Here is a 22741-nt window from a genome sequence, read left to right on the forward strand (position 1 = left end):
AGCTCAAGGCCCGGGGGGCGCGGCCGGTGGCGCATGCGCGTCGGCCGCGCCCTCCATCACCGGAAGGGTGAAACGAAAGGTCGAGCCGGCTCCCGCCTCGCTCTCCACCCAGATGCGGCCTCCATGGCGCTCGACGATGTCACGGCAGATGTAGAGCCCCAGCCCCAGCCCTCCAAAGCCCGAGATGGGGGCGTTGCGCGCCCGGAAGAAGCGCTCGAAGAGGTGCGCCATCTGGTCCGACGGGATGCCGATCCCCCTGTCCGTTACCGACACGAGGGCCTGGGCACCGTAGCGCTCCACCGTGAGGCGGATGGTTCCCCCCGTGGGGCTGTACTTGATGGCGTTCTCCAGCAGGTTCACCAGCACCTGGGCGAGCCGTCCCCGATCCCCCTGGATGGTGAGCGTCTCGTCCGGCTCCTCGTACTCGAGCGTGTGGTGCGGGCTGACCGGGCGGAAGTCCGCGAACACCTCGCGGGTGAGGTGCTGGAGCGGCATGGGCTCGTGCTTCAGCTCCAGCCGTCCCGCCTGGATGCGCGAGGTGTCCAGCAGATCATTGATGAGCCCGGAGAGCCGCACGACCTGGGCGAGCGCCTTCTCCACGTGTTGGAGCGGGAAGGGCTGCCCGGACACCGCCCGCTGTCGCAGCACTTGCAGATGGAGCTTGAGGGGAGTGAGCGGAGTCTTCAGCTCGTGGGAGGCAATGGACAGGAAGTCATCGCGCACGCGAATGGCTTCCTCGGCCTCGTGCAGCAGCCGCTCGCGCTCCGCCTGTGCACGGCGCTCCGCCGTCACGTCCCGGTAGCTCCAGACTCGGCCGACGATGGTGTCTCCCAACCGCTGCGGGCGAGAGTAGCGCTCGAGGATGCGCCCATCGAGCATCTCGACGATGTCGAAGCTCTCCTGCTCGGAGGCCGCGTACAGCGCCAGGATCCGCTCGCGGAACTGCTCCGGGTGCCGCACCTGGGTGAGCGCGTACGTGAGCATCTTCTCGCTGTCCCAGTCCTTGCGGAACTCGTCGGAGATCCGCCACAGCTCCAGGAACCTCCCGTTGTAGGCGGTGACCCGCCGGCGCCGGTCGACGACGAACACCCCATCCGTGGTCGAGTCGAGCGTGGCGCGCAGCAACGAGACCATGTGCTCCAGGTGCTCGCGCGCCCGGCGATGCTCGGTGACGTCCACCATGATGCCACGCAGCTCGCGGGGAGCGCCGTCCTCGGCGATCACCGTGACGATGTCGCGCAGCCACACGACGCGCCCATCCTCGGCGATCATCCGGTACTCGAGCTCGTGCGGCCTGCACTCCATCGCCGCCTTCATGCAGAAGGCCGGAGCCCATTCCTGATCCTCGGGGTGCAGGTGTTTCACCCAGAAATCAGGCTCCTGCATCCATTTGTGGGTGGGATAGCCCAACAGGCGTTCGGCCTGCTTGCTGACGAACGTGAAGCGGAAGCTCGCATCGGTGGACCAGACGATGCCATCGACGGTGTCGGTGAGCTCCACGTGCTCGCGATCGAAGCGGGTGAGTTCCTGGGCGACCTCCTCGGACGGTCCCTCCAATACCGCGCGGGCGGTGGTCGATTGCTGGAGCACGGGCCGCGCGGCGGGAACGAGGACCCGGACGGTCCCGATGAGCTCTCCCCCTCCATCCGCCGAGGATTCGACGGCGCTCAACTCGACGGACAGGTGGACGAGCCGTCCCCGTGTCGCCCCCGCTCGGAACTCGACCGAGCACGACCCACCGGTCCGAAGCACCCTCCGCCAGGCCTCCAGCACCCGATCGAGGTCCTCCGAGTGCACCAGCCGCTGGACGAAGTCCCGTGCCCTGCACTCCTCCAGCGTATGGCCGAGAGCACGCAGGAGGGACGGGCTCACCCAGCGCAAGCGGGGGGGAAGGCCTCCACCGAGCCAGAGCAGCGGAGAGTCCGGCGAGACACTCGCCGGGTCGGTCGCCTCCAGCCCCGCCTCGCTCCACTGCGTGTCGGCCATGTCTCCCTTCTTCCCCACGGGCTGTCGCGCTCTCCTCGACAATCAATACGCACAGCTCGCCTGGAAGTCCCGGCCGCTCCCTCGCTGGCCAGCCCGAAGAACCCGTCGCTCGCCTCGACGAGCATGCGCATGCGCTCGATCCGTCGCGCCCTGAATGGGTTGAAGCCGGGGCTGCTCCGGGCCGGCGCTTCACTCCGTGAGCGTCCAGTAGAAGCGCTTGTTGTCCTTTCCCTTGTTGTCGAACTTCCTGATGCGCGCCCGGCCGATCTCACGTGTCGAGTGCACATGGGTTCCGCCGCAGGCCTGCGCATCGAACCCCTCGATCTCCACGATCCGCACGCGCCCATCCACGACCGGCGGGAGGACATTCAAGGTCCGGATGAGCTCGGGCCGTGCCCGGAACTCGTCCTCGCTGATGACCGAGGAGGTCACACAGTGGCCGTGCTGGAGCACCTCGTTGACGCGGCCCTCCAGGTCAGAGGTCTGCTCACGAGAGAAGCCGGTCAGCTTGAAGTCGATTCGTGACTCCTCGGAACCGAGTTGCACGCCCGTGATGACACCACCGAAGTGCTGGCGCGCCACCGTATTGACGACGTGCATCAGGCCATGGTGCCGCATCAGTGCGTGTCTGTAGGACCAGTCAATGACTCCGCGCACCGCCGTGCCCGCCGCGAGCGCTCGCCCGATGCGGTGCCAGAGCCGACCCTCGGCATCCTCCCGGATTTCGGAGACCTCGACGGAGCCGCCCTCCAGGAGCAACTGGCCACGATCACAGGGTTGACCACCGCCTCCCGGGTAGAAGACCGTTCGTGACAGGACACACCATCCATCCTCGTACTCGAGCACCTCGGCGTTGAACTCACGTTGGTACGAGTCCTCGAGGTAGAGCCTGGGGGTCATGGGCGGATTTCTCCTTTGGGAGTTGGGGCGTCTCGGTGGGACGATGACCTGCCCGGCTCCCTGACAGCCCCCCTCACAAGGAGTGAATGTAGTGCGTCAGCGCGCTGCTCGCGTTGAGCAGGTGCGCGCGCATGCACCGCGCGGCCTCCTCTCCGTCCCCTCGGGCGATCGCCCGCATGAGCTCCTCGTGCTCGGAGCGCGAGCGCGTCATCCGGTCTCCCTGCCGCAACTGTGTCCGCCGGAACGCCGCCATGCGCGTGCGCAGCGCGAGCGCCTGCTCCACCATGAACTGGTTGTGCGTCGCCCGGTAGAGGGTCTCGTGGAAGCGCCGGTTGAAGTCGTCGTAGGCGTCCAGGTTCCCCGCGCGCACCATCTCCGCCGAGCCCTCGTGCAGCTGTTGCAGCTGGCTGCGCTCCAGCGGCGTCATGCGCCAGGTCGCCAGCCGCACGCACATGGCCTCGAGCTCCGCTGTCATCTCGAACATGTCCATGATGCGCTCGGGCGACAGCGGCGTCACCACCACGCCCCGGCGCGGGCGCAGCTCCACCAGCCCCGTCACCGACAACTGCCGCAGCGCCTCGCGCACCGGCGTGCGCGACGCCCCGAAGCGCGTGGCGAGCTGCTGCTCGTCCAGCGCCACCCCCGGCTTGAGCGCCCCCGTGGCGATCTCCTCCTCCAACGCCAGGCGGATCCGCTCGGACAACAGCGAGCGCTGCTCCTCCAGCGCCTCGTCCTCGCTCGCCTCGTCCCTCGTCTGCTCGTTCACGCGCATGGGTTCCTCCATCGTCTCCCACCCCGGTACCGGAAGGCCACTCCGTATACATAACGCCCTGCATCATGGACTCTGGCATACAGTTGCCGGAATTTACCGGCTCGCGTATACAATTCTCCTCAGCAGGAAGAACACGGGAGACATGGCGGGGCCGTGGCTCCCGAGACCGGGCAGCCCGACGGGCCGCCCCCTCCAGGCACGAGGACGAGGCATGCGCGACTGGAATCAACAGGCTCGCAACCGGAACGCGCGGATGGCGCGGGCCGCGGGGCTGGCCCGAGGCAAGGTCGTGGAGGCCAAGGACGCGCGCGAGCTGCTGGAGCGGGTGCTCGAGCCCGGAGACCGCGTCTGCCTCGAGGGCAACAACCAGAAGCAGGCGGACTTCCTCGCCCGGCAGCTCGCCTCGGTGGATCCCCAGCGGGTGCACGGGCTGCACCTGGTGCAGTCGGTGCTCGCCCTGCCCGAGCACCTGGACGTCTTCGACAAGGGCGTGGCGAGCCGACTGGACTTCTCCTTCTCGGGGCCGCAGAGCGCGCGGCTGGCGAGTCTGGTGGGCTCGGGGCGCATCGCCATTGGCGCCATCCACACGTACCTGGAGCTGTTCGGCCGCTACTTCGTGGACCTCACGCCCCGGGTGAGCCTGGTGGCGGCCCAGTCCGCGGACGCCGCGGGCAACCTCTACACGGGGCCCAACACCGAGGACACGCCCGTCATCGTCGAGGCCACCGCCTTCAAGCGCGGCATCGTCATCGCCCAGGTGAACGAGCTCGTCGACACCGTGCCCCGCGTGGACATCCCCGGCGGCTGGGTGGACTTCGTCATCCGCAGCCCCTCGCCCCACTACATCGAACCCCTGTTCACGCGCGATCCGGCGCTCATCTCGGAGATCCAGGTGCTCATGGCCATGATGGCCATCAAGGGCATCTACGCCGAGTACGAGGTCAACCGGCTCAACCACGGCATCGGCTTCGACACCGCCGCCATCGAGCTGCTGCTGCCCACCTACGCCGCGTCGCTCGGCCTGAAGGGGAAGATCTGCCGGCACTGGGCGCTCAACCCCCACCCGGCGCTCATCCCCGCCATCGAGGCGGGGTTCGTCGAGTCGGTGCACGCCTTCGGCTCGGAGCTGGGCATGGAGGACTACATCCGCGCGCGCTCGGACATCTTCTTCACCGGCCCGGATGGCTCGCTGCGCTCCAACCGCGCGTACAGCCAGGCGGCGGGCCACTACGCGTGTGACTTGTTCATCGGCTCCACGTTGCAGATCGATCTGGAGGGCAACAGCTCCACGGCCACCCAGGGCCGCATCGCGGGCTTCGGCGGAGCGCCGAACATGGGCGCGGACGCGCGGGGCCGCCGCCACGCGAGCCCCACCTGGCTCAAGGCGGGACGCGAGGCGGGCACCTCCGCCATGCCCCGGGGCCGCAAGCTCGTGGTGCAGATGGTGGAGACCTTCCGCGAGCACATGCAGCCGGCCTTCGTGGAGAAGCTCGACGCCTGGGCCCTGGCCGAGAGCGCCGGCATGGCCCTGCCTCCGGTGATGATCTACGCGGACGACGTGAGCCACATCCTCACCGAGGAGGGCATCGCCAACCTGCTGTTGTGCCGCACCCCGGAGGAGCGCGAGCAGGCCATCCGGGGCGTGGCGGGCTACACCCCGGTGGGGCTCGGGCGGGACAAGCGCGCCGTGGAGAACCTGCGCGACCGGGGCATCATCCGGCGGCCGGAGGACCTGGGCATCGACAAGCGCCAGGCGAGCCGGGAGCTGCTCGCCGCGAAGTCCATCAAGGATCTGGTCCGCTCCTCGGGGGGCCTCTACTCGCCCCCCAAGCGCTTCCGCAACTGGTGAGGAGCCCTGCCCCATGGAAACCCTGCGATTCACCTATCAAGGCGGGCGGCCCGCCACGGGCAAGGCACCGGAGATCTCTGGAGTGCTCGGCTCGGGCAACCTGGAGGTGCTCGTCGAGCCCGCGGCTCTGGGCGGCGCCCTGCACATCGAGGTCCTCACCGCCGCCGTGGGCTTCGGCCGCATCTGGCAGGCGGTGATGGATGACTTCTTCGCGCGCTGGCCACTTGGCGACGTGCGCATCTCCATCAACGACGCGGGCGCCACCCCCGCGGTGGTCAGCCTGCGGCTGGACCAGGCCATCGAGGCGTTCGAGAAAGGCACGCCATGAGCCAGAGCACCGTGAGCCAGAGCTACTACGAGGCGAGCGCGCGCGAGCGCGTGGCGGGACTGCTCGACGCCGGGAGCTTCCAGGAGCTGTTGCCCCCTTCCGCGCGGATGATGAGTCCGCACCTGAAGGAGCTCGACACGCCGGCCGCCTTCGATGACGGCATCATCGTGGGCCGGGGCCTCCTGGGAGGCCAGCGGGTGCTGGTGGCCGCGCAGGAGGGCGGCTTCATCGGCGGCGCGGTGGGCGAGGTGCACGGCGCCAAGCTCAAGGGGCTGCTCGAGCGCGCGCTCGACGAGCGCCCCGCGGGCGTGCTGCTCCTGGTGGAGTCCGGAGGCGTGCGCCTGCACGAGGCCAACGCGGGCCTCATCGCCGTGTCCGAGGTCATGCGCGCGGTGCTCCGGGTGCGCGGCGCGGGCATCCCGGTGCTCGTGCTCGATGGCGGCAAGTATGGCTGCTTCGGCGGCATGGGCATCGTCTCGCGGCTATGCGACGCGGTCATCATGAGCGAGGAGGGGCGGCTGGCCCTCTCCGGCCCCGAGGTCATCGAGACGACGAAGGGCGTGGAGGAGTTCGACTCGAGGGATCGGGCGCTGGTGTGGCGCACCCTGGGCGGCAAGCACCGCTACCTGCTCGGCGAGGCCACGTCGCTCGTCGAGGACGACCTTGGCGCGTTCCGGGCCGAGGCCCTGGCGCTGCTCGGCCGCGCGCCCGACCTGAGCCTGGAGGCCATCGAGGCGGAGCATGCGTTCCTCGGCGAGCGGCTGCGGCGCTTCGGCGAGTGTGACGACGCGCTCGACATCTGGGCGGCCCTGGGCGTCGAGCAACCCGAACGGCTGCCAGTGCTCGACACCCCCACCTTCCTGGCCACCGTGCGTGGCAAGAGGGCCTGAGCATGGACGCGCGCACGTTGTTCGATCGGCTGTTTCCCCAGGGCCATGACATCCTCTTCGAGGAGCCGTTCTTCTCCGGCACGGGACGCAATGGCGAGACCACGCTCGCGGTGCTCGGCACCCAGGACAAGGCGCCCATCAGCGCAGCGCTGGCGCACCGCATGGCCACCGAGGTGCTCCGGGTCGTCCGCGAGCACCCGGGCCGCCCCTTGCTGCTGCTCGTCGACACCTCCGGGCAGGCGCTGAGCCGCCGGGACGAGCTGCTCGGCATCAACGGGTACATGGCCCATCTGGCCAGGTGCCTGGAGGTGGCGCGGCGCCGGGGCCACCGCATCCTCGGGCTCGTCTGGGCCGAGGCCGTCAGTGGCGGCTTCCTCGCCAGCAGCCTGCTCGCCGACGCCTGCTACGCCCTGCCCGACGCGGAGATCCGGGTGATGAACCTGCCGGCCATGGCCCGCGTGACGAAGATCCCCCTGGCGCGGCTCGAGGCCCTGAGCGTCCAGTCGCCCGTGTTCGCTCCGGGCGTGGAGAACTACCGGCGCATGGGTGCCATCACCGCCGTGTGGGACGGAGACCTGGCGCGCCACCTGGCCGAGGCGCTCGCCGCACCCCTCGAGGAGGATCCGCGCGCGGCCCTGGGAGAGGCCCGGGGCGGCCGCCAGCTCGCGCACCGCGTGGCCAACAGGGTCCGTCATGACGTGCGCTGAGCCCCTCGCGCGGCACCACTGGGTGCGGCTGGACGCGGGTTGGGAACGCCAGCTGCGCTCGCCGCTCGCCCCGGAGGCCCGGGAGCAACTCATGGCCTGGTGGGCCCACGGCCGGCCCTTCGTCGTGGCCCGGGCGGACGCGGCGGACACGGAGGAGGAGCTGCGGCTGGGGCTCGCCCTGCCCGACAAGCGCCGCATCGCGCTCCACGTCGGCCGCGCCGCCGTCCTCTCCTCCCGGCCCCCGCTCGCCCTTCGGGACGTGTGGCGCGCCGCGCCCGAGTCCTGGCGGCCCGTCCTGCGGCACCTGCACCTCCTCGGGGAGACGCTCGGCGTACCCGTGGGCGTGTTCGGCTCGCTGGCCTGGGAGTACCTGTCCGGCGTGAGGTACGTCCGGCCGGAGTCGGATGTGGACCTGCTGTTCTCCCCCACCCGATGGATGGACGTGGAACGGCTCCTGTCCGCGCTGGAGGCCACGTCCCGGATTCCGAGCGGGGTGCGGCTGGATGGAGAGGTGCTGCTGCCCGATGGCGGCGCGGTCGCCTGGCGGGAGCTGGCCTCGCGGCCCCACCGGTTGCTCGTGAAGGGCCCCCGGGGCGCGGGCCTGCGCGCCTGGAAGGAACTCATGGCGCTGTTCGCGGGAGCTCCGGCATGACGCGGCCCGTGCTCCGCCAGCCGGTGGTGTTCGCGCCCGATACGGCCGGGATTGGCCGGGACGCGATCCGGGCGCTGTACGCCGAGCTGGCCCTGCACCCCAAGCCCGGCCTCGTCAGTCCGCTCGACTCGGGCAGCCATGACGACATGGACATGGGCACCTTCATGCGCAGCCTGTTCTCGCTGCGCGGCTACTTCCGCGACATCGCCGCCGCGGGAGCCGGGGGCGCGGACTTCCCGGTGCTGCGAGCGCTCGGCCTCGACGCGGAGCGGCGGATGCTGGCGGCCACCGGAGGCATCAACACCCACCGGGGCGCCCTCTTCAGTCTGGGGCTGCTGGCCGCCGCCGCGGGGGCACTCAAGCACGAGGGCCAGTCCCTGGCGGGCGCCGCCCTGGGCCAGGCCGTGCGCGAGCGCTGGGGCCGGGCCCTCGTCGAGGCCGGCCACGCGGCCCGTCACGGCGACAGCCATGGGGCGCGCGCCATCCGCCGCTACCACGTCCGGGGCGCCCGGGAGGAAGCCTCCGAGGGCTTTCCCCTCGTGTTCACCACCGCCCTGCCCGCGCTCGACGGCGTGCTCGCGCGCACGGGCTGCCTCGAGCGGGCGATGGTGCAGGCCCTGTTCACGTTGATGTCGGTGCTCCCGGACACCAACCTGCTGCACCGAGGAGGCGCCGCGGGACTGGACTTCGTGCGGGACGGCGCCCGGTGCTTCCTGGAAGCGGGAGGCATCCTCGCGCCGGACTGGCGGGAGCGGGCGCTCGCGCTGCACCGGGCCTGCGTGGCGCGGCGGCTGTCACCCGGTGGCTCGGCGGATCTCCTGGCCGCCACCTGGTTCGTGCACCACCAGCGGCGCGGGGCGGAGCGGCCATGAGCCTGGGAATCCTCTGCCCGGGCCAGGGCGCGCAGCACCCGGCGATGCTCGAGCCCCTGCGCACGCACCCCGAGGCCCGCGCGGTGCTCGACGCCGTGAGCGAGGTGCTCGGAGTCAGTCCCTGGACGCTCATGAAGGGGCCCACCGAGGCGCCCGCCGAGGCTCTCTATGTCAACGCCCTGGCCCAGCCGCTGCTGTGCGCCGTGCAACTGGCGACGTGGACGGCCCTGCGCTCCCGGCTGCCCACGCCGCGCGTCTTCGCGGGCTACAGCGTGGGGGAGCTCGCCGCCCACGGGTGCGCGGGAGCCCTCGACGCCGGAGAGCTGTTTACGCTCGCCCAGGCACGTGCCCGGGCGATGGATGGCGCGAGTCCGGCCGACAGCGGCATGCGGGCGGTGCGGGGCCTGTGCCGCAAGCGGCTGGAGCCACTGCTCGAGGCGCACGCGGTGCACATCGCCATCGTCAACGGCCCGGGCCGCTTCGTCATCGGAGGACGGGAAGAGGACTTGCGGCGGCTCGAGCCGGAGCTCTCCGCCCAGGGGGGCTCGGTGACGGTGCTTCCGGTGCACGTGGCGTCCCATACGCCCCTGCTGGCGTCCGCGGCACACGTCTTCGGCGAGCACCTGGCGCACAGTGGCCTCCGGGCGCCCGTCACGCCCGTGCTGGCGGGCATCGACGGCGCGCCCGTGTCCACGCGCGAGCGGGCGCTCACCACGCTGACGCGGCAGGTGGCCGAGCCGGTGGACTGGGCCGCGTGCCTGGAGGGACTGGCCGAGGAGGGCTGCACGGTGCTGCTGGAGCTCGGCCCGGGCGCCGACCTGAGCCGCATGGTGCGTGACACCCTGCCCTCCCTGTCCGTGCGCTCCGTGTCCGAGTTCAAGACCCTGGAGGGCGTGTGCTCCTGGGTGCTGCGCCAACTGGAGTGAAGCCAAGGGAGGAAGCCACATGACCATCTATGGAGTGGCGCTGCTGGCGCTGTGTACGCTCGTGGGAGTGCTCCTGGGAGATCTGCTCGGGATGCTGCTGGGAGTGAAGGCGAACGTGGGCGGAGTGGGCATCGCCATGGTGCTGCTCATCCTCGCGCGGCTCTGGCTGGTGCGCTGGGGAGGCCTGAGCCCGGGGCTCAAGTCCGGCGTCGAGTTCTGGGCCCACCTGTACATCCCCATCGTGGTGGCGATGGCGGCGCAACAGAACGTGGTGGCGGCGGTGCGGGGAGGCCCCGTGGTCATCCTCGCGGGCCTCGGCGCGACGGCCCTGTGCGCCGCGGGCACGGCGCTGCTCAGCCGGCTCGGCCGCCCGCCTCCCTCCTCGAGCGAGGAGCCCCTCGCGCCGACATCCCATTCCTGAGCGGAGATCGCCATGCACGAGCTTCAATCCATCCTGAGCAAGCACGGGCTGATCACCGCCTTCGCCCTGGTGGGCGCTCTCATGTGGGTGTCCAACCTGATCTCCCGCCACCTCACCCGGGGCCGGGTGCACGGCTCGGCGATCGCCATCCTCCTGGGGCTGGTGCTCGCGTACGTGGGCGGACTGCTGACGGGCGGCAACCAGGGCCTGGCGGACGTGCCCGTCTTCGCGGGCGTGGGGCTGATGGGCGGCGCGATGCTGCGCGACTTCGCCATCGTGGCCACGGCCTTCGAGGTGAACGTGGTGGAGGCGCGCCGGGCGGGCCTCGTCGGCGTCCTGGCGCTGGGCCTGGGCACCGTGCTGCCCTTCCTCGTGGGCGCGGTGGTGGCCTGGAGCTTCGGGTATCGGGACGCGGTGAGCATGACCACGCTCGGGGCGGGCGCCATCACCTACATCGTGGGCCCGGTGACGGGCGCGGCGCTGGGGGCCCGCTCGGACGTCATCGCCCTGAGCATCGCCACCGGGGTGTTCAAGGCCGTGCTCGTCATGGTGGGCACGCCGTTCGCGGCGAAATCCATCGGGCTCGACAACCCGCGCTCCGCCATGATCTTCGGCGGCTTCATGGGCACGGTGAGCGGGGTGACCGGAGGGCTCGCCGCCACGGATCCCAAGCTCGTGCCCTACGGAGCGCTCACGGCCACCTTCCACACGGGCCTGGGCTGCCTCGTGGCCCCCTCCATCCTCTACTTCATCGTCCGCGCCCTGGTGGGCTGAGCGGGACCGGGCGTGATACAGCTCCCCTTCCCGACGAGGACCCCGCCATGGACACCGCTCCCCTGCAAGACATCGCCGCACCCGAAGGCATCTGCTACGGCTGTGGCAGCAACAATCCACACGGTCTGCACATCAAGAGCTACTGGCATGAGGACGGCATCCACGTCATGGCCAGGCACATCCCCGAGGCCAAATACACGGGTTGGCCCGAGCTGGTGTACGGCGGTCTGATCGCGATGCTGGTCGACTGCCACTCGAACTGGACCGCCATGGCCTACCACTACCGCGTCGAGGGCCGGGACCCCGGCAGCCTGCCGCGGATCGAATGCGTCACGGGCCACCTCGGCGTCAAGTTCATCAAACCCACGCCCATGGGAGTACCCCTGCTCCTGCGCGCGCGCGTCGAAGGCGAAGTCGGCCGCAAGAGCCGGGTCATCTGCGAGGTCCACGCCGGCGATACGCTGACCGCGCAGGGTGATTCGATCTTCGTCCGCGTGGATACCGGGAAACTGAAAGAGGCGGCGCACGGCCGGGGAGCCTGAGCCGTCCCACCCCTCACGCGTCCCCGGGGCTCGCGTCCATGGACACGCGGCGCAGCACCTCCGCCGTCTCGCGATCCGCGGGGAAGAAGGACTCGATGGCCAGTTCCGCCAGGGTGATGTCCACGGGCGTGCCGAACACCGTCGTCGTGCTGAAGAACGACAGCATCCCGAAGCGGCTGGTGAGCCGGAGGGGGACGACGACTCCCGCGATGTCCGGCTCGCGGGAGGGCCCCTTCGGCCAGGAGCCTCCGCCGGGTGGGGGCAGCGCGCGCAGCTCCTCGAGGAGCGCGGCGAGCGCCTCATCGGCGGTGACGTCCACCTGGTGGTGGAGCCGGGAGAGCACGTGGCCACGCCACTGCTCCCGGTTGACGATGCGCGGCGCGAGCCCCTCCGGATGCAGGCTCAGCCGTAGCACGTTGACGGGCGGCCGCACCAGCTCCGCGGACACGCCCTCCAGCAGCAGACCCAGCGCGCGGTTGGAGGCCACCAGGGTCCAGTGCCGGTCCACGGCCAGGGCCGGGTATGGCTCGTGGCCGGTGAGCACCAGGTCCACCGCCTCCCGCGCGGCCCGGAGCGCCGGCTCGTCCAGGGTGCCCTCCGAATAGACGGGGGCGAAGCCTCCGGCGACGAGCAGCGCGTTGCGCTCCCGCAGGGGAATGGCGAGCTCCTCCGCCAGGTGGAGCAACATCTCCCGGCTCGGCTTGGAGCGGCCCGTCTCCATGAAGCTGACGTGCCGAGCGGACACCTCGGCGCGCAGGGCCAGCTCCAACTGACTGAGACTCCGTCGCTGGCGCCAGGTGCGCAGCAGCTCTCCTACAGGTCGGCTCTGCATCATCATGTCCGGAAAGATAGAAGTGAGGCGTAGGGTCTCCAATTACCTCCCACGTAATTGAGACAGGACACCGGGACGCGCAATTTGGGCACATCACGACGGCGGCACCGGTTGCCGCCGCCGCTGACCACCCCATTGGAGGACCCACCCATGACCCCCCTCACTTCGTCGAAGTCCCTGCTCGGCCGTTCCCTGCTGCTGGACGGCGTCGTCAGCGGAGCCACCGGCGCCCTGATGTTCCTGGCCGCCACGCCGCTGGCCGGCCTGCTGGGCCTGCACGAGCGCCTGCTGCGCCTCGCGGGCTTCAGCCTGCTCCCCTTCGCGGCCCTGCTGGTGTTCCTCGCGGTGCGCCCGCGCGTCTCGCGTCCTCTCGTCTGGACCATCGTCGGCTACAACCTGCTGTGGGCGGTGGACAGCCTCCTGCTGCTGACCACGGACTGGGTGGCCCCCACGGCGCTGGGCTACGCGTTCACCGTGTTCCAGGCGGTGGCCGTCGCGGGCTTCGCCGGCCTGCAGTACCTGGGGCTGCGAGGCGGCCGCGTGGTGACGGCCTGAGAGGCGCCACCCGCGGGGCGGCGGTGAACACTCATGACATGCCCCGCGTCCACGCCGTGGCCAATGAGAAGCTCCTCATACGGGTGGGCGGGGGGACCGACGGTGTAGAACCGCAGGACATGCCCCCAGCTGGCCGTAGTGGTTGCGGCCCCAGGCCCACACGGTCCCGTCAGCGCGCACCGCCAGCGAATGGGAGCGACCCGCGGACAAGGAGAGCAATCGACTTCCCACCTCCACCTGCATTGGCACCAGGCGGTCACCCGGAGTCCCCTGCCCGAGCTGGCCCGAGTCATTGGCACCTGTTGCCCAGAGGGTTCCATCTGGGAGCTCCACCAGCGAATGAGTCTCATTCGCGGCGACGAACACCACTCCGCGCGGCCCCGGCATCTGCACGGGTGCCGAGTGATTGCTCGGGGTGCCCTGCTCCGATGCGCCTGGAGCATCAATGGACTGACCACAAGCCACCACCAGCACCGCGAGCCAGACTCCCAGCAGTCTGGTCAACCATCGTTCCGCATTGATTTGCATTGCTCGACTCCTGGCAAGAGGGAGACACGGGCATCCGATGCCATGCACCTTCGAGGAGTCGTCATGGGGATGTCCTCCTGACAGTACCCCATGTGACACCCCAAGTGAACGCAGGGCATCGTCATGACCTGTCTCGAGCAGCCCTACGAATTCACAGGATACAATGGCGGGTTGCCAGAAGACGCCTTGATAGGACAGGAGAGAAATCGTGCAGTTGGATGGCCGAGGGTTACGCGGGCTCCTTCGATAACCAAAGCTCCGCGAGCCAATCAAATCCTGGGGGTTCGTGGGAGGCTGCGTCGAGTGTCCTCCTGGCCGGAACCTTTGGAGGCGCGCAAGACTCGCTGTCGACAGCTCAGCAGTTCAGGAGTGCCGGGATACAGTGCGTTCCCGCCGCCTGTGGCGATGCCCCTCCCCCTCCTTCGCTGGAGCAGCGACCCGGGCACTTGGCAAGGCTCGAAAGTCATCACGGACACAGCGGCCTTACAATGGAGGCACGTCTGAGCAGAGGAGATCCCTCGTACTCCATAGCGTTTGGAGTCAGATTGTGCTCCCCTGGTCAGCGGCGCTCGTAGAGCGGCGCCCTCATCCCGACTTCACACGAGCGTCGTGGTCGGCCTTACCGGCCTACCAGGCCAGTCGATGCCCCAGACACGTTGGACAGCGTTCCAAATCTTCTCTACGCTGCGCTTGTCACTGCGTGTGTTTCGACATGCGTGTGCGAGGAACTGTCGTATCTCGTCTACCGCCCCCTCAAGCCTGCCCCGCCGCTCAGGCGACTTGACCTTGGCGATCTCTTTGCCCCAACAGTAATCATACAACTGCGCGACGACGCATCTCGGGTCGTCAAACCGTAGCAACTCGCTGCGCCATTCGCGACATGGCATATCTTCGTGCACTGGGGCCTTGGGCCCGCGAACCATGCGCATTGCCACTTGACCCGAACCGCAGCGGCGTTGCGGCAAATCGCGCTTCCGATACAGCGCAGCGCGCGAACTGCGCGCTGCGTAGTCCTGGACGTCGAGCCCTCTGCCGGTTTCGGGCACCTCCTGTCTCGGGTCACGACGAACATGCCAAGCCAAACTGCGCCCCTACTGTTTGCCCCGGTTGTACGTCCTGCGCCTTCCGCCCACCATCGTCATCCGCCCGAAAGTCATCTCCACCTCATTCGGGCTCGCTACCTGAGCGCATCGCCGGGAGGGCGCGAATTCCGGGGGGGAGTTGCCGGGTCGAAAAGCTCCGCTGTTGCCAAGAAACTGAAACTACCGTTGTTATTTGAGCCGCCCGTGACAAGAACCTTACCGTTGAGCAGGAGCGTTGCCGTGTGATGGGAGCGCGGGGAGAACATGGAGCCTACCAGGCTCCATGTTCCCGTAGCCGGATCGTACGTCTCTGCCGCCATTGCAGAGATACAACTTTCACCACCAATGACAAGCACCTTGCCATTGGGCAACAGCGTCGCCGTATGATACCTACGAGACAAGGATAGAGAGCCAGTTAGACTCCATGTTCCCGTGGCCGGATCGTACAACTCCGCCGTCATACTGGCGTCAGAGGAAAACAAGCTTATCCCCCCAGCGACGAGGACCTTGCCAGTGGGTAGCAGCGTCGCCCTATGATCCTCTCTTGTTGTACTCATGGAGCCAGTGCGGGTCCAAGTGCCCCTGTTCGGGTCGTACACTTCGGCTGTCGCCACGGGATTGCCACCAGTGGTTCGTCCACCCATGACGAGGATCTTGCCATCGGGTAGCGGTGTCACCTCGTGGAAACCGCGCGGGGCTGACATGGAACCCGTGGGACTCCAGGTGCCCGTTGACGGGTCGTACACTTCTGCTGTTGCCAAGAAGACACCATGGCTGGATCCGCCCGAGACGAGCAGTTTGCCACCGGGCAGCGGCGTCACCCTGTGGAATCTACGCGGGGTGCTCATGGAGCCGGTTGGGTTCCAGATGTCCGTGGCCGGGTCGTACACCTCCGCAGTCTCCAGGTAACTTGAGTAGCGGGCAGTCCCCCCTACGGTAAGCACCTTGCCATCAGGCAGCAGAGCTACCTCCGAATCGCTGTGCTCCACACGATTGGAGCCAGCCGTCGTCCAGGAACCCGTACCCGGGTCATACAACTCCACCGACAAACGATTGCTGTAGTCCCCTCCCCCCGAGACGAGCACCTTCCCATTGCGCAGCAATGTGGCTACATGCCCGTAGCGCGGAGTCATGGAACCAGTCGGAGTCCACCCAGAATTGTCACAAGAAGGCAGCCCTGCCACCGCGAAAGCATGGGTGGCCACCAAGCCAAATGAATTGGTTACAGTGGCAGTGATACCCGGGCTGCTTGAGACGACGCAGGAGGGAGCCAGCCATTCGATACGGCTGGTGAAGCCGTTGTCGTCTTGAAAGTAAAGGTTGCCCGTGGTCGATGCCCAAGTAAAACTCACAGGACTGGACTGAGGGTCGATGGCGGTGACGTCAAACGCGACCGTCTCGCACGAGGCAACGGTAGTGGCCGATTGGCTGTAGTTGCCAACCTGGGGTGGCAAGGGTGTAGTGGAGGGCGCGCCAACACAGAGGGATAGGGAGGCCGTCGTCTGTCCGCCGCGACCATCCTGGACAGTAACGGAGAGCCGACAGTTGTCGCAAGTTCCGACTGGAAGGGAGGACGGGGTGAAGGAGGTTGTGTCGGATGAAGGAGTCGTCCATGTGCCCAAGCAAGACGAGGACCACGAGAAAAGAAGGGAGTCACCGTCAGCGTCCGTGGCGATAGAAGATAGAACGGTGGCTTGGCCTACGTCCACATGATCGCTAGAGGAGGTCACTGCGGATATGTGGGGCCAGAGGTTGAAGTTGATATTGGCAGGGGTGTTGCCAGTAGTGGAGCCGGAGACGACATTGACGGAGAGAGAGACAGAGACGGTAAGGCCCTTGGAGTCCGCCACGCTGAGGGTCAACGTCTGTGCGCCGGCGGAGGATGGAGCCGTCCAAGATGTGGTGGTGACAGTGGGGGCGGAGAAGGCGCCGGCGGAGGCCGTCCAGGCCAATGCGATGGTGTCCCCAGGGTTGGGGTCATGAACCTTGGCGGTCAGGAGGAGCGAGGCGCCCGCTTGCACGGCGGTAGTCGAGACCACTAGAAAATCAATGCGAGGCACCTCGTCGCCGTAGGGCGGAGGCGGAGCAACATCCTTGAGAGTGAGAACAACGGCGGTGGTTTGGTTCGCGGAAATGGATACGCCGGAGGCTTGGCCTTGGAGGCGCAGGGCGCCCGTGGAGTCGAAGGCCTCGGCCAGGAAGGTACGATGCTCCCCAACTGGAATGTCCCCGATGACGCCGCCCCACACCCCATCCAAAGGCACGAGTTCGAGGGTAATGGCGGGCTCGTCTGCCGAGCTGACGATGACACGAGAGATGTCCGCCGAGGCGAGCGCCTGACGCGTGGAGACGGCGAACTGCAGCGAGCCAGTGGAGGGCGCTGGGGGTTGTGAGGAGGAGCAACTGGCCACCAGGATCAACAGTGGGAGGAGAGAGAAGAGGCGTAGCTGCTTCATGTGAGCGGATGACTCCTGAGAAAGGAGGAATTATCCTCCAGGCGGCCATGAACCCTAACACCAAGCGTGAACACAAGCCACCCAGCGGGGCGACCGGCAGAAGGGCCGAGAACTCCAGCTCGTCCGGCCTGGGAGGACGCGTGACCCGGCCTCTTCCAGCCCTTCGGAGTTCAGGGAGAGAGAGGATTCAAGGAGACACCTGTGGAGCACTCCGACTCGACATAAGATACCTTATAAGACAGGAGTAGAATCGGGCAGTCGGCTGGCCGTGTGAGTTATTTGGACTTCTTCAACAATCGAAGCTCCGCATGAGCGCTCCCGGGGCTGCCCCATGGCCTTCATTCTCACACGGACGACATCACGAGCGTTCGAAGAACCACTTTGAAGAAGCCTTGAGCACACCAGAGCACTGTCACCATCCACACCCAGTGCTTCCCACTCTTCAGCCAGCTTCGTGCGAGGAGCGCATAGACAGGCCAGAACAAGAATCCACCCACCATGAAGAGGGTCGATAGGCTCCCCCCAGCCACATGGACCCCTCCGCACGTCACCATTAATGGAGACAGCACCAACGCAGCGGCAACATCTTTGAATGAAACAGGGTAATCTCCCGCCAGGAGATCCCCCGCGACGCCCATGCTGATTCCCACGAGCGTCCCCACGAGGAGCAACGCCGTACGCCTCCATCTCTCCCCACCTGGAAACGGCTCATCCGGCTCTCGCATCTGGCCTCACCTCCGTATTCGACAAGAGCGTCAATGACGTGCTCACACCGCCAGGATTTCAGACAAGCGGAGAAGGAGCGCGGGCACGACTTCAGGGCAGAGACAGGCGAGGCCGTAGCCTCCAATGGCTCCAACACAACAGGGCCATCTGGCCACCCGCGCATGGTGTTCGTCGATGAGGTGATCGAAGAAGAAGAAGGTTGGAATGGCCCCCACGACACCGAGCAGATACCAGCTTGGCCACCAGTCGTCAGGGCGTGCACTCGAGGACGAACGGACAGCCGCCGCGACGGTGACTCCTCGAGCCACGAACAGGATGAAAGCCACCGTGCACGTCGCCCGGAACATGGCCACGAACCACCGCTTCCGGGTCGAGCCGACATCGTGCGCCAGTTTCCGCCGCGCGGGAAGGGACAGCCACTCCAGGGGCAAGAACAGGAGCACCATCACGAGGGTGAATAGCAGATTGAGTCCGACAATATGGGTGATGAACCGTGACAAGGACGTCTCCCCTCCTATCCTGCCCGCGAATCACGGACGACCTTCCACACCTCGGACAGGAAGACCCAGCGAACGGCTTCAAACTTCATCATCGCGTCAGTCGTATCCGTGCGCGGGGGCCCGCGGCTCGTCCGAGGGCGCCTCTCGCAGCTGCGCCGCCGCCTTGTCACGCGAGGGCATCGCGTTCCGCTTGCCCGCGCCCGGGCGCTCGTCGGCGGGAGGACAGGCGGACCGGTTGTCCCCGGACAGACACTCGATGACCTGGTCCGCCACCTCCGTGCCCGCCCCCGTGGGCGCGGGGGAGAACACCTGCGAGCGCAGCAGCAGCAACAACAACGACAGGGCGGCCGCCGTCAGCCCCGCCACGCCCAGCAGCAGCCTGGGGCGCGCCAGCAGCCCCTTGCGAGCACGAGGCCCGCTTCGCGCCAGCTCGCGCAGCTTCAACTCCGCGAGCGCCTCCTGCTGGAGCACCCGCGCGCACGCGTCACACTGGGAGGCGTGCTCCTCGAACAAGGACCGCGGCTCCGGTTCGAGCAGGCCATGCAGGTACCGCGCGGCCAGCTCGGCCGTGATGTGGGGCTGCTCACTCATGGCGGTCCTCCCGCAGCAACTGGCGCAAGCGTCCACGGATTTCCCAGAGGATCTGCCGCACGCGCTGTACGGAGAGTCCCACATGTTCGGCGACTTCCGCATGGCTCAATTCCGGGCGGCCGAAGACGAGCTGGAAGACACGCTGGCCGGAGGGCGAGCACTGCTCGAGCAGGGCCCGGGCCCGCTCCAGCTCCTGCCTGGACAGCAGCCGGGCCTCGGGGGAAGGAACGGCCTCCTCCGGCACCTCGGCCTCCAGATCCTCCAGGCTCGCGAAGCGCTCGGGCCGGCGGCGAACCTCGTGCAGCAGCAGGTAGTGGGCCTGGGTGAGGGCCAGGCCCGGCAGCCGCAACTGCCGCAGGCCGCCACGCGCCTGCTGGGCGAGCAGCGTGGCCCACGTCTCCTGCACCAGCTCCTGGGCCCGGTCCAACCGGACGCCCCGCGCCAGCAGGAAGACGAGCACCTCGCGGCTGTGGCGCTGGATGAGCTCGCCCCAGGCCTCGCGCTCTCCCGCCAGGGCCCGCTCCACCACGTCCGCGTCGCCGCGGTCCATCTTCTTCGCCTGCATGGGGAGCGATCGGAACAATCTGGGTGTCAGGGCATTCTGCACGGACGGCGACCTCCAGGGCAACGCAGGGAGGAATCCTCGGGGGCGGCGGACATATCGCCGCGACGTGGAAAAAAAGCGCGGCCGCGGTGGGGGTTGCGCTCGTGCCCTGGCTTCTGAGAGGAGGAACCGGTGCGCGCCCTGTCTCCGCGGCGGCTGATGCTGCTGCTGTTGCCGCTGGTCATCCTGCTGGCCTGTGGCCTGGTCTATTTTCAGCAAGCCCTCGAGCCCGAGCCTCCCACCACCCCCCCCGAACTCGAGCCCGGCTGGCCCAGGGATCTCCCACGGGACCCGCATCTCCCGCTCCAGGGCCTTCAGTCCTTCCGGGCCGCGTACGAGGCGTCCTTCCGCGGCAAGCCGGACGCGCGCTTCCTGCGCGCCCTCTCCGAACTCGAGCGCCTGCTGGGAGGCAGCACGTCGGCGTCCGTGACGTCCCGCTTCCACGAAGGCGCATGGGTGCTCGAGGTGGAGGGGCAGCAGGTGGGAGGGCTGCCGGAGTTCCCCGACTTCGCCGAGGCCTTGTCGCTCCTGGAGTCACGCGTCCACCAACTGGGCACCCAACGGCTGAAGCTGAAGACACGTCCCCTGCCCTCCAGCGCCTCGCCCCTGCCCATGGGCCGTGCGACCCTGGAGGCCCTGCACGAGCTCGACACGGTCTGGTCCCAGGGAGAGCGGGAGCCCGCCACGCTCGTGGGCGCCGCGCGGGCCTCGGTGGCCCTGGCGCTGCAGCTCACGGACCTGACCGAAACCGCCGATGCCGTCCCAGCACGGGCCCTGGCACTGCTGGCACTGGGCCGCGTGACGGCCCCGGCGGCCCTCTCCGAGGAGCGCGCGCTGCTCGCGTATGCCCTGGGCTACGAGCGCACGGCGCGTCAGCTCGCCCCGGCGCTGCCCGCGGCAAGCGCGGCCCGTGCCTTCCTGCTCCAGGAGGATGATGTCCTCGAGGCACTGGCGGAGCGCGACGCGGGAGCGGGACTGGCCAGTCACCTCTGGGTGCGCCGGCTGGCACGGATGGATCGGGTGACGCGCGTGGAGCGCTCCAGCCGGCTGTCCGCGCAGCGGCTCGGGATGGGGCTCCACGTGGTGGTGCCGAGGCTGCTGATGAAGGGCCCCCACCCGGAAGAGCACTTCATCGCGAGGGTGGCCGCCCCCTTCCTCCTGGCCGAGGTGGCCCGGGTGGGCGCCCGTGAGAACCCGGGCGTGGCCAGTCCGTACGCGGAGCTGCCACGGGAGTGGCCCCCTGCCGAGGACTCGGACGAGGCGCTCGAGCAATGGATGCGGCACGGCCGTGAGCTTCTTCCCGTGAAGGAGCGCGGCCTGCTTCCCCTCTTCGACGAGCTGCTCGAGCAGGTGGGCCACCCGGACGCCGTCTTCCTGGACGCCGAGGTGGAGCGGGCCTTCTTCCGGGGCCTGTTCTACTCGGCCCTCTTCCACGACGCCCTGCACTGTGTGGATGGGCTCGCCACCCCCGAGGCCACAAGGGACTGCGCCGAGAGCTTCGGTGCCCAGCAGGCCCGGGCCTCGGGAGAGTTCCAGCAGTGGTACGCGCGGCTGGTCGCCTCACGGAGAGGCCCGAGGAAGGAGCATGTGCTGCTCGAGAGCCTCAATGGCCTGAAGAGCCTGGGGGCGCCCTTGATCAAGACACTCCACGATGAGCTGGTGGAGACGACCGAGCGTAACGATCCCGTGCTCACGACGATGACCCGGCGCCTCGCGGCCCGGCTCGACACCCGCCCGGACCACCGGCGCCACCTGGCCCGCGCACTCCTCGAGTCCCTCTCCAACATCGTCCTGTCCGAGCGGCTCTACCGCGCGAGCCTGGAGGCCGACGAGTCCCCTGGGGTGGCGAGCTGGCTCGCATGGCGGGAGCGCGACTTCGCCAAGGTGAAGCAGTTGCTGCACGACCCCGCCCTGGAGGGAACCAAACGGCTCGTCCTGCTCGAGCATCTGCTCGAGGAGAAGCAATTGACCGCCGAGGAGGTGGCCCGTGAGCTGCAGACGCTGGTCGTCGCGTCCGGTGACCAATGGGCCTTCACCCTCCAGGGAGTGGAGATGCTGGAGCGGGCACGGGACTACCCACGGGCGCGAGCCCTCGCCGAGCGCTGGCTGGAGTGGAACGCGCAACTGGACGACCTCACGCGCGGGGCCGTCCTGGCGAAGCTGGCCCATCTGCACGCCCTGGAAGGCCACCCCGCGCGCGGCTGGGAGGTCCTCACCCCCGTGCTGACCACCTACCAGTCCGAGGTGCTCGAGCAGGGAGCGCGCCTGCTCCAGGCGCTGGGAGACGAGAAGAGGGCCCTGGCCATGGCGGAAGGGCTGGCGCGCCGCTACCCCCTCCCTTCCAGCCAGATCCTGCTCGCGGAACTTCACTGGCGCAGCGGACGCCACGCGGAGGCCGCCGCGACCCTCAAGGACTCTCAGGTGCGCCGTCTGCTCGTGACGGACTGGAGGCGCGTGGGCGAGCGGTTCGCCGAGGTCTTCGGTGGCAGGCCCGTGAAGGAGGGGCTGCGCGCCTTCGACGAGCTGCGGGAGGCGGACATCTCGGTCTCGGCACTTCATTACATGGCGTCTCCCCTCAGGAAACGGGAGGAGGGGCGGCTGTCGATCGAGATCTTCGCGAGGATTCCATACCCCAACGATCGGATCGGCCTGTTCAGACAGCTACAAACCTATCAAATCCTGGCGAGACAGAAGTCCAAGGCCGAGGCACTGGAGTGGCTACGCCCCCGCGTGGACCCCTCCCTGCGAGGCATCTATCTGGCGACGATTGCCTTTGAGCTCCACGAGGACGCCCTCCTCTGGGAGTACGTCCAGAGCCCCCCGGAAGGAGCTGACCATGCCGCCTATGTCTGGCTGTTGAAGGCGGCCTCCAGCCTCCGCACTCATGATGACAACCCGGAACACCGCCGGGCCCTGGAGGAGTACTTCCGAGCCGAGCGCCCGGGCTTCTACCAGCAGGTGGGCCGCTATCTGCTGGGGCTCACCTCCGAGGAGGAGGTGCTGGCCCTGGCGAAACGGCCGGACGAGCAACAAGAGCTGCCCTACTTCCTCGCCCTCAAGGCCCAGGCCGAGCGGCGCTATGAGGATGCCGCGACGTGGTACTCCGCCGCCGTCGAGCAGGGCCTCCCGCCCGAGGGAGAATACCAGTGGTCCTACGTCCAGCTGTGGCACTGGAGGGGGCTGGAGCTGAGCCTCGCGCAATTGCAGAAGCGCTGGCTGTAGCGGAGGCCCGGCGCGGCCTCCGGGGA

The 22741-nt window shown here is 68.4% G+C and carries 21 protein-coding genes; 12 read left to right on the top strand and 9 right to left on the bottom strand.

Features of this window, described 5'->3' with window-relative positions; all coding sequences use genetic code 11:
• Positions 1 to 3: 3 nt before the first annotated feature.
• The 3 genes from F0U63_RS31480 to F0U63_RS31490 form a co-directional block, all read right to left on the bottom strand.
• The gene (locus F0U63_RS31480) at positions 4 to 1986 is read right to left on the bottom strand and encodes an ATP-binding protein (protein WP_395835529.1); all 1983 of its coding nucleotides are present in this window, start codon (positions 1984 to 1986) and stop codon (positions 4 to 6) included.
• Positions 1987 to 2175: 189 nt separating this feature from the next.
• Entirely contained in the window at positions 2176 to 2886 is a 711-nt protein-coding gene (locus F0U63_RS31485; protein ID WP_395835531.1) for an alanyl-tRNA editing protein, read from the bottom strand.
• A gap of 73 nt (positions 2887 to 2959) precedes the next feature.
• Positions 2960 to 3658 carry a GntR family transcriptional regulator gene (locus tag F0U63_RS31490; RefSeq protein ID WP_395835533.1) on the bottom strand — a complete coding sequence of 233 codons (699 nt, stop codon included), beginning with the start codon at positions 3656 to 3658 and terminating at the stop codon, positions 2960 to 2962.
• Between the two features lie 211 nt (positions 3659 to 3869).
• Here F0U63_RS31490 and mdcA point away from each other — a divergent pair, with 211 nt between their 5' ends.
• From mdcA to F0U63_RS31540, 10 genes are read left to right on the top strand one after another with little or no spacing between them, the layout of a single operon-like run.
• Positions 3870 to 5507, top strand: coding sequence for a malonate decarboxylase subunit alpha (gene mdcA, locus F0U63_RS31495; protein ID WP_395835535.1), 1638 nt, complete (start codon positions 3870 to 3872; stop codon positions 5505 to 5507).
• A 13-nt stretch (positions 5508 to 5520) separates the two neighbouring features.
• Positions 5521 to 5835 carry a malonate decarboxylase acyl carrier protein gene (mdcC, locus tag F0U63_RS31500; protein ID WP_395835537.1) on the top strand — a complete coding sequence of 105 codons (315 nt, stop codon included), beginning with the start codon at positions 5521 to 5523 and terminating at the stop codon, positions 5833 to 5835.
• Complete coding sequence (locus F0U63_RS31505; RefSeq protein ID WP_395835539.1) at positions 5832 to 6725, top strand: biotin-independent malonate decarboxylase subunit beta; 894 nt, start codon at positions 5832 to 5834, stop codon at positions 6723 to 6725. The genes mdcC and F0U63_RS31505 overlap by 4 nt, the downstream gene beginning before the upstream one ends.
• 2 nt (positions 6726 to 6727) lie before the next feature.
• Positions 6728 to 7432: a biotin-independent malonate decarboxylase subunit gamma gene (locus tag F0U63_RS31510; protein WP_395835541.1), complete on the top strand. Its 705-nt coding sequence runs from the start codon at positions 6728 to 6730 to the stop codon at positions 7430 to 7432.
• The gene (gene mdcG, locus F0U63_RS31515; protein WP_395835543.1) at positions 7419 to 8084 is read left to right on the top strand and encodes a malonate decarboxylase holo-[acyl-carrier-protein] synthase; all 666 of its coding nucleotides are present in this window, start codon (positions 7419 to 7421) and stop codon (positions 8082 to 8084) included. Before F0U63_RS31510 ends, mdcG begins: the two co-directional genes overlap by 14 nt.
• A complete protein-coding gene (gene mdcB, locus F0U63_RS31520; RefSeq protein ID WP_395835544.1) occupies positions 8081 to 8956 on the top strand; it encodes a triphosphoribosyl-dephospho-CoA synthase MdcB in 876 nt (291 codons plus the stop codon). Before mdcG ends, mdcB begins: the two co-directional genes overlap by 4 nt.
• Positions 8953 to 9882, top strand: a complete 930-nt coding sequence (mdcH, locus tag F0U63_RS31525) for a malonate decarboxylase subunit epsilon (protein ID WP_395835546.1) — start codon at positions 8953 to 8955, stop codon at positions 9880 to 9882. The genes mdcB and mdcH overlap by 4 nt, the downstream gene beginning before the upstream one ends.
• A 19-nt stretch (positions 9883 to 9901) precedes the next feature.
• Positions 9902 to 10303 carry a malonate transporter subunit MadL gene (gene madL, locus F0U63_RS31530; RefSeq protein WP_395835548.1) on the top strand — a complete coding sequence of 134 codons (402 nt, stop codon included), beginning with the start codon at positions 9902 to 9904 and terminating at the stop codon, positions 10301 to 10303.
• 12 nt (positions 10304 to 10315) lie between these two features.
• Positions 10316 to 11077, top strand: a complete 762-nt coding sequence (madM, locus tag F0U63_RS31535) for a malonate transporter subunit MadM (protein ID WP_395835550.1) — start codon at positions 10316 to 10318, stop codon at positions 11075 to 11077.
• Between the two features lie 47 nt (positions 11078 to 11124).
• Positions 11125 to 11619 carry a PaaI family thioesterase gene (locus F0U63_RS31540; protein ID WP_395835552.1) on the top strand — a complete coding sequence of 165 codons (495 nt, stop codon included), beginning with the start codon at positions 11125 to 11127 and terminating at the stop codon, positions 11617 to 11619.
• Between the two features lie 13 nt (positions 11620 to 11632).
• On the opposite strand, the gene F0U63_RS31545 is transcribed toward F0U63_RS31540, so the two are convergent.
• Complete coding sequence (locus F0U63_RS31545; protein WP_395835554.1) at positions 11633 to 12451, bottom strand: helix-turn-helix domain-containing protein; 819 nt, start codon at positions 12449 to 12451, stop codon at positions 11633 to 11635.
• Between the two features lie 150 nt (positions 12452 to 12601).
• On the opposite strand from F0U63_RS31545, the gene F0U63_RS31550 reads away from it, so the two are divergent.
• Positions 12602 to 13006 carry a hypothetical protein gene (locus tag F0U63_RS31550; RefSeq protein ID WP_395835556.1) on the top strand — a complete coding sequence of 135 codons (405 nt, stop codon included), beginning with the start codon at positions 12602 to 12604 and terminating at the stop codon, positions 13004 to 13006.
• A gap of 75 nt (positions 13007 to 13081) precedes the next feature.
• Here F0U63_RS31550 and F0U63_RS31555 read toward each other — a convergent pair whose 3' ends face one another.
• The 5 genes from F0U63_RS31555 to F0U63_RS31575 form a co-directional block, all read right to left on the bottom strand.
• Positions 13082 to 13534, bottom strand: coding sequence for an RCC1 domain-containing protein (locus F0U63_RS31555; RefSeq protein WP_395835558.1), 453 nt, complete (start codon positions 13532 to 13534; stop codon positions 13082 to 13084).
• Positions 13535 to 14711: 1177 nt separating this feature from the next.
• Entirely contained in the window at positions 14712 to 17072 is a 2361-nt protein-coding gene (locus F0U63_RS31560) for a kelch repeat-containing protein (protein ID WP_395835560.1), read from the bottom strand.
• Between the two features lie 767 nt (positions 17073 to 17839).
• Positions 17840 to 18298 carry a hypothetical protein gene (locus F0U63_RS31565; protein WP_395835562.1) on the bottom strand — a complete coding sequence of 153 codons (459 nt, stop codon included), beginning with the start codon at positions 18296 to 18298 and terminating at the stop codon, positions 17840 to 17842.
• A 96-nt stretch (positions 18299 to 18394) separates the two neighbouring features.
• Entirely contained in the window at positions 18395 to 18889 is a 495-nt protein-coding gene (locus F0U63_RS31570; RefSeq protein ID WP_395835564.1) for a hypothetical protein, read from the bottom strand.
• On the bottom strand, positions 18882 to 19454 hold the full coding sequence (locus tag F0U63_RS31575) for an RNA polymerase sigma factor (protein WP_395835566.1): 573 nt from the start codon (positions 19452 to 19454) through the stop codon (positions 18882 to 18884). The genes F0U63_RS31570 and F0U63_RS31575 overlap by 8 nt, the downstream gene beginning before the upstream one ends.
• Before the next feature lie 171 nt (positions 19455 to 19625).
• Here F0U63_RS31575 and F0U63_RS31580 point away from each other — a divergent pair, with 171 nt between their 5' ends.
• Positions 19626 to 22715 (top strand): hypothetical protein, encoded by a 3090-nt coding sequence (locus F0U63_RS31580; protein ID WP_395835568.1) that lies wholly within the window; start codon positions 19626 to 19628, stop codon positions 22713 to 22715.
• The last annotated feature ends 26 nt before the right edge of the window (positions 22716 to 22741 follow it).

Origin of the sequence: Cystobacter fuscus (assembly GCF_044360685.1) — a bacterium.
Lineage (GTDB): Bacteria > Myxococcota > Myxococcia > Myxococcales > Myxococcaceae > Cystobacter > Cystobacter fuscus_C.